This is a genomic window from Streptomyces sp. NPDC051913 (assembly GCF_044593635.1).
In the GTDB taxonomy this organism is placed as follows: domain Bacteria; phylum Actinomycetota; class Actinomycetes; order Streptomycetales; family Streptomycetaceae; genus Streptomyces.
In genome coordinates, this window is the sequence record NZ_JBIUCI010000007.1 from 195,991 (window position 1) to 209,371 (window position 13,381).

Sequence of the window (13,381 nt, forward strand, 5' to 3'; positions counted from 1 at the left end):
GGGGCCTAACGGGTGAACGGGGTGTCAGGTGTTGCTCGGACACACCCCGTGCGAAACCGGCGTGCCTCAGGCGTTGCTCGGGCCGCCCAGCTGGATGCCCGCCATGCGGGTCCACTCGTAGCGGCCGGTCGTCACCTTCGCCGCGAACTCCCCGTCGAAGTCCTCGTGGACGGTGATGCCGGACTTCTCGACGGCCTGCCGGGCGATGTCGTACGTCGGGGCGACCAGGTTGCCCCAGTTGCCGTCCTCGCCGACGAGGGCGATCCGGGCGCCGGTCTGGCCGAGGTAGGCCACCTGGCCCTCGGCGCCGCCGTGTGCCTTGGAGAAGGCGGTGATCTGCTTGGCGAGCTTGGCCGCCTTGCGGTCCGCCTTCGCGTCAACCTGCTGCGTGTCTGCCATGGCCAGGATGCTACTCACCGGTAGATCCACTGGCGAGGGGAGGGCACTGTGACGTACGTCAGCCCGGACTCAGCGCAGGAAGGGGTCGACCGCGATCGCCACGAAGAGCAGCGAGACATAGGTGATCGACCAGTGGAACAGGCGCATCTCCTTGAGCTTCCCGCCCGTCACCTCCGCCTTCGCGCGGTTCTGCAGCGCGTGCGCCTCCCACAGCCACCAGCCGCCGGCGACCACGGCGACCAGCGTGTAGAACCAGCCGGTGTAACCGAGGGGCGTCAGGAGCAGGGAGACGGCGACCATCACCCAGCTGTAGAGGACGATCTGCTTGGCGACCGTCTTGTTGGAGGCGATGACCGGCAGCATGGGCACGCCCACGCGCGCGTAGTCCTCCTTCACCTTCATGGACAGCGGCCAGTAGTGCGGCGGCGTCCAGAAGAAGATGACCAGGAAGAGGATGACCGGCGCCCAGGTGAGCGAGTTCGTCACCGCCGACCAGCCGATCAGGACCGGCATACAGCCGGCGATGCCGCCCCACACGATGTTCTGCGAGGTGCGGCGCTTGAGGATCATCGTGTAGACGACGACGTAGAAGAGGAGCGCGCCGAGGGACAGCCAGGCCGACAGCCAGTTGACGGTCAGCCCGAACAGCAGCGTCGAGACGACCGCGAGACCGATGCCGAAGGCCAGGCACTCGCGCGGCGACACCATGCCGGTGACCAGCGGACGCTGCGAGGTGCGGTCCATCAGGGCGTCGATGTCCCGGTCGATGTACATGTTCAGCGCGTTGGCGCCGCCCGCGGACAGGTAACCGCCGACGCAGGTGAGAAGCACCAGCGTCAGATCGGGCACCCCCTGCTCGGCGAGGAACATCACCGGAACGGTGGTGATGAGCAGGAGCTCGATGATCCGCGGCTTGGTCAGCGCCACGAATGCCTTGACACGGGCCCCGAACGGCCGGTGAACCGAGCGCTTGCTCTCCCCCAGCACACCGGCTGGACGGGATTCGACGGCCGTCACGCACACCCCTACAGAGACATCCCAGCAAACCCCTCCCGTGTGAAGTCCCGGTAAAGGCTCGCGCGTACCACGCCACTGTAGACGTTGCCCATACCCCGATATTCGCGGGGGTGGGGTCGTGTTGGCAGGCACCCCCGGATGAGTGGAAGGACGCCCCCGCGAGCACGCGCCGGAAGAGCCGATCGGCACTCGGTTGAGCACTCGAACGAGCGGCGCCGTATTCAGTTGCCGAACGCGATTCCGGCCAGTCGGGAGGCGGATCCTCGAAGGGCCCGTCAGTCTGGATTGAGTCGAAAAAACGCACGTACTTACGGGGGTAGGCTCGACAACGGCCGGGGCGCCCGAAGCACCGGCATTCGACATGCCTGACATGTGGAGAGGAGCCCTGACCCAGGGTGAGCACCAAGCCGACCACCACAGACCTCGAGTGGACCGAGTTGGACCAGCGGGCCGTCGACACCGCCCGCGTCCTGGCCGCCGATGCCGTACAGAAGGTCGGCAACGGCCATCCGGGTACGGCGATGAGCCTGGCGCCTGCCGCGTACACCCTCTTCCAGAAGGTGATGCGGCACGACCCGGCCGACCCGGAGTGGGTCGGACGCGACCGGTTCGTGCTGTCCGCGGGCCACTCGTCCCTGACCCTCTACACCCAGCTCTACCTGGCCGGTTTCGGCCTTGAGCTGGACGACCTGAAGGCGTTCCGGACGTGGGGCTCGAAGACCCCCGGTCACCCGGAGTACGGCCACACCAAGGGCGTCGAGACGACGACCGGCCCGCTGGGCCAGGGTGTCGCCAACGCGGTCGGCATGGCCATGGCCGCCCGTTACGAGCGCGGTCTGTTCGACCCGGAGGCCGCCCCGGGCGAGTCCCCGTTCGACCACTTCGTGTACGCCATCGCCGGTGACGGCTGCCTCCAGGAGGGCATCTCCGCCGAGGCGTCCTCGCTCGCCGGCCACCAGAAGCTCGGCAACCTGGTGCTGCTGTGGGACGACAACCACATCTCCATCGAGGGCGACACGGAGACGGCGGTCTCCGAGGACACCGTTCTGCGCTACGAGGCGTACGGCTGGCACGTGCAGCGCGTCGCCCCGAAGCCGGACGGCGACCTCGACCCGCACGCCCTGTACAACGCCATCGAGGCCGCGAAGCGGGTGACGGACAAGCCGTCCTTCATCGCGATGCGCTCGATCATCGCCTGGCCCGCCCCGAACGCGCAGAACACCGAGGCCGCCCACGGCTCGGCGCTGGGCGACGACGAGGTGGCCGCCACCAAGCGCGTCCTCGGCTTCGACCCGGAGCAGTCCTTCGAGGTCTCGGACGCGGTCATCGACCACACCCGGCAGGCCCTCGACCGTGGTCGCGAGGCCAAGGCGGAGTGGGAGAAGCAGCTCCAGGAGTGGCGCGACAACAACGTCGAGCGCGCCGCCGAGTTCGACCGCATCGCCGCCGGCGAGCTGCCCAAGGGCTGGGAGGACAAGCTCCCCGTCTTCGAGCCGGGCAAGGGTGTCGCCACGCGTGCCGCGTCCGGCAAGGTGCTCCAGGCCCTCGGCGCGGTGATCCCCGAGCTGTGGGGCGGCTCCGCCGACCTCGCGGGCTCGAACAACACCACGATCGACAAGGACTCGTCCTTCCTGCCGGCGGACAACCCGCTGCCGGAGGCGAGCCCGTACGGCCGCACGATCCACTTCGGCATCCGCGAGCACTCCATGGCCGCGGAGATGAACGGCATCGCGCTGCACGGCAACACCCGTGTCTACGGCGGCACGTTCCTGGTGTTCTCCGACTACATGCGCAACGCCGTGCGCCTGTCGGCGCTGATGCACCTGCCGGTGACGTACGTGTGGACGCACGACTCCATCGGCCTCGGCGAGGACGGCCCGACGCACCAGCCGGTCGAGCACCTCGCCTCGCTGCGCGCCATCCCGGGTCTGAACGTGGTCCGCCCGGCCGACGCCAACGAGACCGCGATCGCCTGGCGCGAGATCCTCAAGCGCTGGACGAAGGTCTTCGGCAAGGGCGCCCCGCACGGCCTCGCGCTGACCCGCCAGGGCGTGCCGACGTACGAGTCCAACGAGGACGCGGTCAAGGGCGGCTACGTCCTGTTCGAGGCGTCCAACGGGGCTCCCGAGGTCGTCCTGATCGCCACCGGTTCCGAGGTGCACGTCGCCGTCGAGGCGCGCGAGCAGCTGGAGGCCGACGGTGTGCCCACGCGCGTCGTGTCCATGCCGTGCGTGGAGTGGTTCGAGGAGCAGGACCAGGGGTACCGGGACAGCGTTCTGCCGCCCGCCGTCAAGGCGCGTGTCGCGGTCGAGGCCGGTATCGGTCTGACCTGGCACAAGTACGTCGGCGACGCCGGTCGCATCGTTTCCCTGGAGCACTTCGGTGCTTCCGCCGACGGCAAGGTCCTTTTCCAGGAGTTCGGCTTCACTGCGGAGAACGTGGCCGCGAAGGCCCAGGAATCCCTGGCCGCCGCCCAGCGCTGACGCTGACATACGACACGTAGGAGATGTAATTCCATGACAGACGCACTCAAGCGCCTCTCCGAAGAAGGCGTCGCGATCTGGCTGGACGACCTGTCGCGCAAGCGGATCACGTCCGGCAACCTCGCCGAACTGATCGACCAGCAGCACGTCGTGGGCGTCACCACCAACCCGTCGATCTTCCAGAAGGCGATCTCCCAGGGCGACGGCTACGACCAGCAGCTGTCCGACCTCGCCGCCCGCAAGGTCACCGTCGAAGAGGCCATCCGCATGATCACGACGGCGGACGTCCGGGACGCCGCCGACATCCTGCGCCCGGTCTTCGACGCCACCGGCGGCCAGGACGGCCGCGTGTCGATCGAGGTCGACCCGCGCCTGGCCCACCACACCAAGGCGACGGTCGCCGAGGCCAAGCAGCTGGCCTGGCTGGTCGACCGCCCCAACACGCTCATCAAGATCCCGGCCACCAAGGCGGGCCTGCCGGCCATCACCGAGGTGATCGGCAACGGCATCAGCGTCAACGTCACGCTGATCTTCTCGCTGGAGCGCTACCGCGAGGTCATGGACGCCTACCTCGCGGGCCTGGAGAAGGCCAAGGCCAAGGGTCTCGACCTGTCTCTGATCCACTCGGTCGCCTCCTTCTTCGTGTCCCGCGTGGACACCGAGATCGACAAGCGGCTCGACGCGCTCGGCACCGACGAGGCCAAGGCCGCCCGCGGCAAGGCCGGTGTCGCCAACGCGCGGCTCGCCTACGAGGCGTACGAGGAGGTCTTCTCCTCCGACCGCTGGGCGGCCCTCGACAAGGCGCAGGCCAACAAGCAGCGCCCGCTGTGGGCCTCGACCGGTGTGAAGGACCCCGCCTACAAGGCGACCCTCTACGTCGACGAGCTCGTCGCGCCCAACACGGTGAACACCATGCCGGAGGCCACCCTCCAGGCCACCGAGGAGAGCGGCGAGATCCGCGGCAACGCCGTGGCCGGCACCTATGACCGGTCCCGCGCCGAGATCGACGCGGTGGAGAAGCTCGGGATCTCCTACAACGAGGTCGTGCAGCTGCTGGAGGACGAAGGCGTCGAGAAGTTCGAGGCGTCCTGGAACGACCTGCTCAAGTCGACCGAGGCAGAGCTGGAGCGCCTCGCACCCTCGGAGGGCTAAACCTTGTCGAGCAGCAATCCGCTGCGTGACCCCGCAGACCGACGGCTCCCGCGTATCGCGGGGCCGTCGGGCCTGGTCATCTTCGGCGTCACGGGCGATTTGTCCCGGAAGAAGCTCATGCCCGCCGTGTACGACCTCGCGAACCGGGGTCTGTTGCCGCCGGGCTTCTCGCTGGTCGGCTTCGCCCGCCGGGAGTGGGAACACGAGGACTTCGCCGCCGAGGTCCACGACGCCGTGAAGGCGCACGCCCGTACACCGTTCCGCGAGGAGGTCTGGCAGCAGCTCATCCAGGGGATGCGCTTCGTCCAGGGCACCTTCGACGACGACGACGCGTTCGAGCGGCTGCGCGGCACCATCGAGGAGCTCGACAAGGCACAGGGCACGGGCGGCAACTTCGCCTTCTACCTGTCGGTGCCGCCGCGTTCCTTCCCGGTGGTCATCCAGCAGCTGAAGAAGCACGGCCTGGCCGACCAGTCCTCCGGTTCCTGGCGGCGCGCGGTCATCGAGAAGCCCTTCGGCCACGACCTGAAGTCGGCGGAGGACCTCAACAAGGTCGTCCACGAGGTCTTCGGCTCGGACCAGGTCTTCCGCATCGACCACTACCTGGGCAAGGAGACCGTCCAGAACATCCTGGCGCTCCGCTTCGCCAACCAGATGTTCGAGCCGATCTGGAACCGGTCCTTCGTGGACCACGTGCAGATCACCATGGCCGAGGACATCGGCATCGGCGGTCGGGCCGGGTACTACGACGGCATCGGCGCGGCCCGTGACGTCATCCAGAACCACCTCCTCCAGCTCATGGCGCTCACCGCCATGGAGGAGCCCTCGTCCTTCGACGCGGACGCGCTGGCCGCCGAGAAGACCAAGGTGCTCGGCGCGGTACGGCTGCCGAAGGACCTCGGCCGGGACACCGTCCGCGGTCAGTACGCCGAGGGCTGGCAGGGCGGCGAGCAGGCGGTCGGCTACCTCCAGGAAGACGGCATCGACCCCAAGTCGAAGACCGACACGTACGCCGCGATCAAGCTGGAGGTCGACAACCGCCGCTGGGCGGGCGTCCCCTTCTATCTGCGCACCGGCAAGCGGCTCGGCCGCCGGGTCACCGAGATCGCGGTCGTCTTCCAGCGGGCCCCGCACTCCCCCTTCGACTCGACGGCCACCGAGGAACTGGGCCAGAACGCGATCGTCATCCGCGTCCAGCCGGACGAGGGCATCACGGTCCGCTTCGGCTCCAAGGTCCCCGGTACGTCCATGGAGATCCGGGACGTGTCGATGGACTTCGCCTACGGCGAGTCCTTCACGGAGTCCTCGCCCGAGGCGTACGAGCGGCTCATCCTGGACGTCCTCCTCGGCGACTCGAACCTCTTCCCGCGCACGGAGGAGGTCGAGCTGTCCTGGAAGATCCTCGACCCGATCGAGCAGTACTGGGACAAGCACGGCAAGCCGGCCCAGTACCCGTCCGGCACCTGGGGGCCGGTCGAGGCGGACGAAATGCTCGCACGAGAGGGACGGAGCTGGCGCCGGCCATGAAGATAGACCTCACGGACACCACCGCCAGCAAGATCAACAAGGCGCTGGTCAAGGGCCGCCGGGCCATCGGCACCCCGGCCGTCGGCATGGTGCTCACGCTGGTCATCGTCACGGACGAGGAGAACGCGTACGACGCCCTGCGGGCCGCCAACGACGCGTCGCGCGAGCACCCCTCGCGCACGCTGGTGGTCATCAAGCGCGTCTCCCGCTCGCCCCGCGACCGTACGCAGTCCCGCCTGGACGCCGAGGTGCGGGTGGGCGCGGACGCGGGCACCGGCGAGACGGTCGTCCTGCGGCTGTACGGCGACGTCGTCCACCACGCCCAGTCGGTGGTCCTGCCGCTGCTGCTGCCGGACGCCCCGGTGGTCGTCTGGTGGCCGGTGGACGCGCCGCTCGACCCGGCGAAGGACCCGCTGGGCGCGCTCGCCCAGCGCCGGGTCACCGACACCTACGCCTCCGAGCAGCCGGTACGGGATCTCGGCGCCCGCGCCGACGCCTACACCCCCGGCGACACCGACCTGTCCTGGACCCGCATCACGCCCTGGCGCTCGATGCTGGCCGCGGCCCTCGACCAGGTCACCGTGGACGTCAAGGGCGTCGAGGTGGAGGGCGAGGAGTTCAACCCGAGCTGTGAGCTGCTCGCCATGTGGCTCGCGGACCGGCTGGACGTGCCGGTGAAGCGTTCGCTGTCGAACGGCCCCGGTCTGACCGCGGTCCGTATGGACACCAGCCACGGCCCGATCGTCCTCGACCGTGCGGACGGCGCCCTGGCGACGCTGTCCATCGAGGGCCAGCCGGACCGTGCGGTGGCGCTCAAGCGGCGTGAGACGGCCGAGCTGATCGCGGAGGAGCTGCGGCGCCTCGACCCCGACGACACGTACGCGTCCGCGCTGCGGTTCGGGGTGGAGAAGCTGAATCCGGCTCCGGTGGTCGCCGAAGCGCCTGCGGAGGCGCCCGCTCCGGTGAAGAAGGCGGCCGCCAAGCGGGCCCCGGCTTCGTCGCGGAAGGCGGCAGCCAAGTGAGCACTCCCCAGCTGGTCGTGCACCGCGACAAGGAGCTGATGGCGCAGGCCGCCGCGGCCCGCCTGATCACGAAGATCGTGGACGCGCAGGCCTCTCGTGGCTACGCGTCCGTGGTCCTCACCGGCGGACGCAACGGCAACGGTCTGCTGGCCGCGCTGGCGGCGGCGCCCGCCCGGGACGCCGTCGACTGGGGCCGGCTCGACCTGTGGTGGGGCGACGAACGCTTCCTGCCCGAGGGCGACCCGGACCGCAATGTCACGCAGGCCCGTGAGGCCCTGCTGGACGCGGTGCCGCTCGACCCGAAGCGGGTGCACGCCATGCCCGCCTCGGACGGCCCGTACGGCGCCGACGTGGAGGCGGCGGCCGCCGCGTACGCGGAGGAACTCGCACGTGCGGCCGGCCCGGAGAACCACGGTTCGGTGCCGACCTTCGACGTCCTGATGCTGGGCGTCGGCCCGGACACGCACGTGGCGTCGCTGTTCCCCGAGCTCCCCGCGGTGCGCGAGACGGACCGCACGGTGGTCGGTGTGCGCGGTGCCCCGAAGCCCCCACCGACCCGGGTCACCCTCACCCTGCCCGCCATCCGCGCCGCCCGCGAGGTCTGGCTCCTGGCGGCCGGCGAGGACAAGGCCCAGGCCGCGGCGATCGCCCTGTCGGGCGCGGGCGAGATCCAGGCCCCGGCGGCGGGCGCGAAGGGCCGCTCCCGCACCCTGTGGCTCCTGGACGCGGCAGCCGCCTCCCAGCTGCCACGCTCGCTGTATCCGCCGGCGTCGTCCTGACGCCTTCGGCACCCCGAGGAACCCGTACGGTCAACTTCCGTACGGGTTCCCGCCGTTGTAGGGGCTCCCGGAGGGCGGGCCGTACGGGTTGTTGCCCTGGTTGTACGGGTGTGCGGGCGGGGGCCCGTACGGATTGCCGTTGCCGGGCTGCGGGCCGTAGGGGTTGCCGTACGGATTCCCCTGCGGCGGCACGTACGGCGGGGTGACCGGCGGCATCGGCGGGGCGTTCGGCGGCATCGGCGGGGTGAACGGAGCCCGGGTGGCCGGGTGGGACGTCAGGCGGATGCCGTAGCGCTGGTCCAGTCGTCGCATCTCCGTCAGCGCGATGCCCGTGACCGTCAGGGGCGCGCCCAGGATGAACAGGACGCCCATCCCGAGGCTCATGCCGTGCAGATCGCCCGTGAGGAGGTCGGGCAGGGCCATCAGCCAGGTGGTCACCGTAGCCAGCAGCGGCGGCAGACAGCGGTGCACACCGGCGGTGCCGAAGAAGTTCGCGCCCACGTGCCAGGCACCGCGTCCGACGAAGACCGCCAGCCAGATCACCAACGGGGCGAGCAGCAGGAGGAAGAACCCCGCGGCGGTGGTCGACTGCAGCAGCACGACGGTGAGCACGATCGACCCGACGAAGAGCAGCAGCAGCTTCAACGAGTTGAACAGCGGCGGTTTCAGCGCCCGGATGTCGCCGTGCCGCTTCCACACCAGGAGCATGACGCCGACCGTCAGCGGCGTGATGAACAGCAGGACGACGGACGCCGTCAGCATGTTCTCCAGCATCTCGTCGAAGGCGAAGCCGCCCTCCACGAAGGTGTAGACGCCGACCGCCGCTATCGTCCCGGCGATGAGACGGATCTTCTTGAGCTGCTCCACGGCCGGGTCGATGGACTCCGGGATCCACGCCGGATGAAACGCGGCCCGTGCCGCGTGCTTCGGCTTCAGCAGATCTCTCGCCGTCAGCGAGCCACCCGTCCAACTGCCGTGCGAACCAGCCACTTTGCACTCCCCCGAGCCATGGCTTCCATGATCGCCGAGGAGTCTACGGGAAGCGGACGGTCCCGCGCCGCCCGCTTTCCCGCATCGTGACCCTCAGTGGTGGCTACCGGCCGCGCAGCTCCCGGTACTTGGCGACCAGGGCCCGGGTCGAGCCGTCCAGACCCGGCACGTCCGCGCCCTCCGTGAGCGCCGGTTCGACGCGCTTGGCGAGCACCTTGCCCAGTTCGACACCCCACTGGTCGAAGGAGTCGATGTGCCACACCGCGCCCTGTACGAACACCTTGTGCTCGTACAGCGCGACGAGCTGCCCGAGCACGGACGGGGTGAGCTCCTTGGCGAGGATCGTCGTCGTGGGGTGGTTGCCCTGGAAGGTCTTGTGGGCCACCAGCTCCTCGGGCACCCCCTCGCCCCGCACCTCGTCCGGCGTCTTGCCGAAGGCCAACGCCTGCGTCTGCGCGAAGAAGTTGGCCATCAGCAGGTCGTGCTGCGCCTTCAGCCCCTCGCCGAGCTCGGCCACCGGCTCGGCGAAGCCGATGAAGTCCGCCGGGATCAGCTTGGTGCCCTGATGGATCAACTGGTAGTACGCGTGCTGCCCGTTGGTGCCCGGCGTGCCCCACACCACCGGACCGGTCTGCCAGTCCACGGGGAGCCCGTCCCGGCCGACGTACTTGCCGTTGGACTCCATGTCCAGCTGCTGAAGGTACGCCGTGAACTTGGACAGATAGTGGCTGTACGGCAGCACCGCATGTGACTGGGCGTCGTGGAAGTTGCCGTACCAGATGCCCAACAGGCCCAGCAGCAGCGGCACGTTGGACTCGGCGGGCGCGGTGCGGAAGTGCTCGTCGACGACCCGGAAGCCGTCGAGCATCTCCCGGAAGCGGTCCGGGCCGATGGCGATCATGAGGGAGAGGCCGATCGCCGAGTCGTAGGAGTACCGTCCGCCGACCCAGTCCCAGAACTCGAACATGTTGGCCGTGTCGATACCGAAGTCGGCGACCTTCTCGGCGTTGGTCGACAGGGCCACGAAGTGCTTCGCCACCGCTTCCTGACCGGCCTTCAGCTCATCGAGCAGCCACTCCCGCGCCGAGGTCGCGTTGGTGATCGTCTCGATGGTGGTGAAGGTCTTGGACGCGATGACGAACAGTGTCTCCGCCGCGTCCAGGTCACGGGTGGCCTCGTGCAGGTCGGCACCGTCGACGTTCGACACGAAGCGGACGGTGAGGTCGCGGTCGGTGTAGGCGCGCAGCACCTCGTACGCCATCGCCGGACCGAGGTCGGAGCCGCCGATGCCGATGTTGACGACGTTCCGGATGCGCTTGCCGGTGTGGCCGGTCCACTCCCCGGAGCGGACCCGGTCGGCGAAGTCGCTCATCTTGTCGAGCACGGCGTGCACCTGCGGGACGACGTTCTCCCCGTCGACCTCGACCACCGCGTCCGGTGCCGCCCGCAGCGCGGTGTGCAGGACGGCCCGGTCCTCGGTGGTGTTGATCCGCTCGCCGCGGAACATGGCGTCCCGCAGCCCGAAGACGTCCGTCGCGGCGGCCAGCTCTCGCAGCAGCCGCAGGGTCTCGTCGGTGACCAGGTGCTTGGAGTAGTCGATGTGCAGGTCGCCGATCTGGAGCGTGTAACCGGCGCCGCGCCCGGGGTCGGCGGCGAACAGCTCGCGCAGCCGCACCTCGCCGAGTTCCTCACGATGCTTGGCCAGAGCGGTCCACTCGGGCGTCTGGTTGAGCCTGGTACGGCCGTCTGCGTTCATGTCCGACTTCCGCCTTCTTTCGTGCTTGTCCCAGCCGGTCCAACCTAGTTGATCAGCGGGTGACGTGAGCTGTCGTGGCGCCGTCCTGCGGTGCAACAACAGGTACGTCCCGCTTGAACGCCGGTATCAACGAGGCGACGGACAGGGTGAAGAAGAAGGCCGCGAGCAGGGCCGGGGTGTTCAGCCCCCAGGCGGTGGCGACGGCCCCGCCCAGCAGGGCCCCCAGGGGTGCGCCGGCGATGCCCAGGGTGCGGAAGGCGGAGCTGACCCGGCCCAGCATCCCGGCGGGGCTGCGCTGTTGCATGAGGGTCGTGGTGTTGACGTTCCACACCATGCCCATGAGCCCGAAGAGGGCCATCGCGGCGACCATGGCGGCCAGGTCGCGGACGGTTCCCATGACGACGAGCGCGCCGATCTGCGTGGTCCCGGCGAGCAGCACCGCCCGTACCCGCCCCGTGCGGGAGACGAGCAGCCGGTTGACCGCTCCCCCGGCGAGCGAGCCGACGGTGTAGGCCGTGGTCGCCGCCACGTACCCGGTGCGGCCGGCGTCCAGCCAGCCGGTCACCAGGAGGACCAGGGTGGCGATGAGGGCGCCCACCCCGATGTTGCACAGGGCGGTGGCGGCGCACAGGCCGCGCAGGGCCCGGTCGCGGGCGAGGGTGCGCAGGCCCTCGCCGATCTCCCTGCGCAGGGTGCTGCCGGCAGGTCTCTGCTGACGAGCGGGCGCGGCGGGCCGCAGCGAGGCCACCAGGGCGGCGGCCAGCAGGAAGGTCGCCGCGTCGGCCGCGAAGGGCAGCGCGGCGCCGCCCGCCAGCAGCAGCGGTACGACGGGTGCGCCCAGCAGCCCGCCCGCGATCTTCTGCCCGGTCATCAGCCGGGCGTTGGCGCTGCCGAGGGCGTCGCTGTCGACCAGGGACGGCAGCAGCGCGGTGGAGGCGTTGTCGAAGAGGGTCTGGAACGTGGTCAGCGCGAAGGCGAGCGCGATGAGCAGGCCGATGGAGGCGTGCCCCAGGCCGACGGCGACGGCGAAGCAGGCGACGAGCAGACCTCGTAGGGCATCCACCGTCCACATCGCGCGCCGCTGGTCCACACGGTCCGCGACGGCGCCGCCGAGCAGTCCGAAGACCAGCCAGGGCAGATATCCGCAGGCGGTGACGGCCGCTATCGCCAGGGGCTCGTCGGTCAGGGTGGTGGCCAGCAGCGGCAGTGCCGCCGTACGCAGCGCGTCTCCGAAACTGGAGAGCACCGCGGCGCCCCACAGGCGCCCGAACCCTCCACGCCACGCGGGCGCACGCACGCCCACAGCCTCGACCGTCGCCACGGCTTCCCCCTCACGATCTGCACGCCTTGAAGCGATGCACAAACCGTAGAGGCCACCACTGACAACGTGGTGGGCCTGTGGACAACTCACGGAACAGCTCCGGCCAGGCACCTCTCGGTACCCGGCCGGTCGTCAACTCCTAGATCTCGCCCCGCAGTTTGGCGAGTGCCTCGGCGAGGATAGCCTCGCCGTCCGCGTCGCTGCGCCGCTCCCGTACATACGCGAGGTGCGTCTTGTACGGCTCGGTGCGCGGGGGGTCCGGCGGGTTGTCCCGGTCCTGTCCGGCGGGGAAGCCGCAGCGCGGGCAGTCCCAGGTGTCGGGGACCTGCGCGTCGCTGGCGAAGCTGGGCTGCGTCTCGTGCCCGTTGGAGCACCAGAAGGAGATGCGCAGTCGGGGCGCGGACTCGCCCCGCTCGGCCTCGCCCATCGGCCCCGCCCCGACCCGGCTTCCTCGGATCGCGTTGCCACTTGCCACGGTCGTAACTCCCTGCGTGATGGTGCCGCGAAGCGAGTCGGCGTTTCGCTTCGTTGCGAGCGCCTCAGTCTACGTAAGGCCCAACGCGCGTCCAGTGATTGGAGTTACAGCCCCCACATCTAGACGCAAGCCCCATGATAGGCGGCGCTCAGGGGCGCGTACCGAACATGGGGCCTTACGTACGGAATGGTTGTGCCGGTCAGTTGTTCGTCTTCATCAGCAGACCGAGCACGATGATGCACGCGAACCAGAGCAGACCGACCACGATGGTGATCCGGTCCAGGTTGCGCTCGGCGACGGACGAACCGCCGACGGAGGACTGCATGCCGCCGCCGAACATGTCGGAGAGGCCGCCACCCTTGCCCTTGTGCATCAGCACCAGCAGCATCATCAGCGCGCTGAAGACGATCAGGGCGATCGAGAACCCCATAACCACGGCTGGACCAACTTCCTCGGATCT

The 13,381-nt window shown here is 69.5% G+C and carries 12 protein-coding genes; 5 read left to right on the forward strand and 7 right to left on the reverse strand.

The genetic code is table 11. The annotated features are described in order from the left end of the window. Window positions 1–66: 66 nt before the first annotated feature. The gene (locus ACIHIX_RS22765) at window positions 67–399 is read right to left on the reverse strand and encodes a hypothetical protein (protein ID WP_399958951.1); all 333 of its coding nucleotides are present in this window, start codon (window positions 397–399) and stop codon (window positions 67–69) included. Between the two features lie 69 nt (window positions 400–468). Next, window positions 469–1,422 (reverse strand): heme o synthase, encoded by a 954-nt coding sequence (locus ACIHIX_RS22770; RefSeq protein ID WP_399958953.1) that lies wholly within the window; start codon window positions 1,420–1,422, stop codon window positions 469–471. A 389-nt stretch (window positions 1,423–1,811) separates the two neighbouring features. Between ACIHIX_RS22770 and tkt the strand changes: the two genes are divergently transcribed. The 5 genes from tkt to pgl are packed head-to-tail and all read left to right on the forward strand — an operon-like array spanning window position 1,812 to window position 8,379. After that, window positions 1,812–3,899 (forward strand): transketolase, encoded by a 2,088-nt coding sequence (gene tkt, locus ACIHIX_RS22775; protein WP_399958955.1) that lies wholly within the window; start codon window positions 1,812–1,814, stop codon window positions 3,897–3,899. Between the two features lie 33 nt (window positions 3,900–3,932). Beyond that, a complete protein-coding gene (gene tal / locus ACIHIX_RS22780) occupies window positions 3,933–5,051 on the forward strand; it encodes a transaldolase (protein ID WP_399958957.1) in 1,119 nt (372 codons plus the stop codon). Between the two features lie 3 nt (window positions 5,052–5,054). Continuing rightward, window positions 5,055–6,578, forward strand: a complete 1,524-nt coding sequence (zwf, locus tag ACIHIX_RS22785; protein WP_399958958.1) for a glucose-6-phosphate dehydrogenase — start codon at window positions 5,055–5,057, stop codon at window positions 6,576–6,578. Continuing rightward, window positions 6,575–7,600: a glucose-6-phosphate dehydrogenase assembly protein OpcA gene (gene opcA / locus ACIHIX_RS22790; RefSeq protein ID WP_399958960.1), complete on the forward strand. Its 1,026-nt coding sequence runs from the start codon at window positions 6,575–6,577 to the stop codon at window positions 7,598–7,600. The genes zwf and opcA overlap by 4 nt, the downstream gene beginning before the upstream one ends. After that, window positions 7,597–8,379 (forward strand): 6-phosphogluconolactonase, encoded by a 783-nt coding sequence (gene pgl, locus ACIHIX_RS22795; protein WP_399958962.1) that lies wholly within the window; start codon window positions 7,597–7,599, stop codon window positions 8,377–8,379. Before opcA ends, pgl begins: the two co-directional genes overlap by 4 nt. A gap of 30 nt (window positions 8,380–8,409) precedes the next feature. Here pgl and ACIHIX_RS22800 read toward each other — a convergent pair whose 3' ends face one another. The 5 genes from ACIHIX_RS22800 to secG form a co-directional block, all read right to left on the reverse strand. Then, complete coding sequence (locus ACIHIX_RS22800) at window positions 8,410–9,369, reverse strand: hypothetical protein (protein ID WP_399958964.1); 960 nt, start codon at window positions 9,367–9,369, stop codon at window positions 8,410–8,412. Window positions 9,370–9,472: 103 nt separating this feature from the next. After that, window positions 9,473–11,125, reverse strand: coding sequence for a glucose-6-phosphate isomerase (gene pgi, locus ACIHIX_RS22805; RefSeq protein ID WP_399958966.1), 1,653 nt, complete (start codon window positions 11,123–11,125; stop codon window positions 9,473–9,475). 52 nt (window positions 11,126–11,177) lie between these two features. Beyond that, a complete protein-coding gene (locus ACIHIX_RS22810; RefSeq protein WP_399958967.1) occupies window positions 11,178–12,446 on the reverse strand; it encodes an MFS transporter in 1,269 nt (422 codons plus the stop codon). 139 nt (window positions 12,447–12,585) lie between these two features. Next, the gene (locus ACIHIX_RS22815) at window positions 12,586–12,921 is read right to left on the reverse strand and encodes an RNA polymerase-binding protein RbpA (protein ID WP_003957010.1); all 336 of its coding nucleotides are present in this window, start codon (window positions 12,919–12,921) and stop codon (window positions 12,586–12,588) included. 199 nt (window positions 12,922–13,120) lie between these two features. Continuing rightward, window positions 13,121–13,351: a preprotein translocase subunit SecG gene (gene secG / locus ACIHIX_RS22820; RefSeq protein WP_059197350.1), complete on the reverse strand. Its 231-nt coding sequence runs from the start codon at window positions 13,349–13,351 to the stop codon at window positions 13,121–13,123. Window positions 13,352–13,381: the final 30 nt, after the last annotated feature.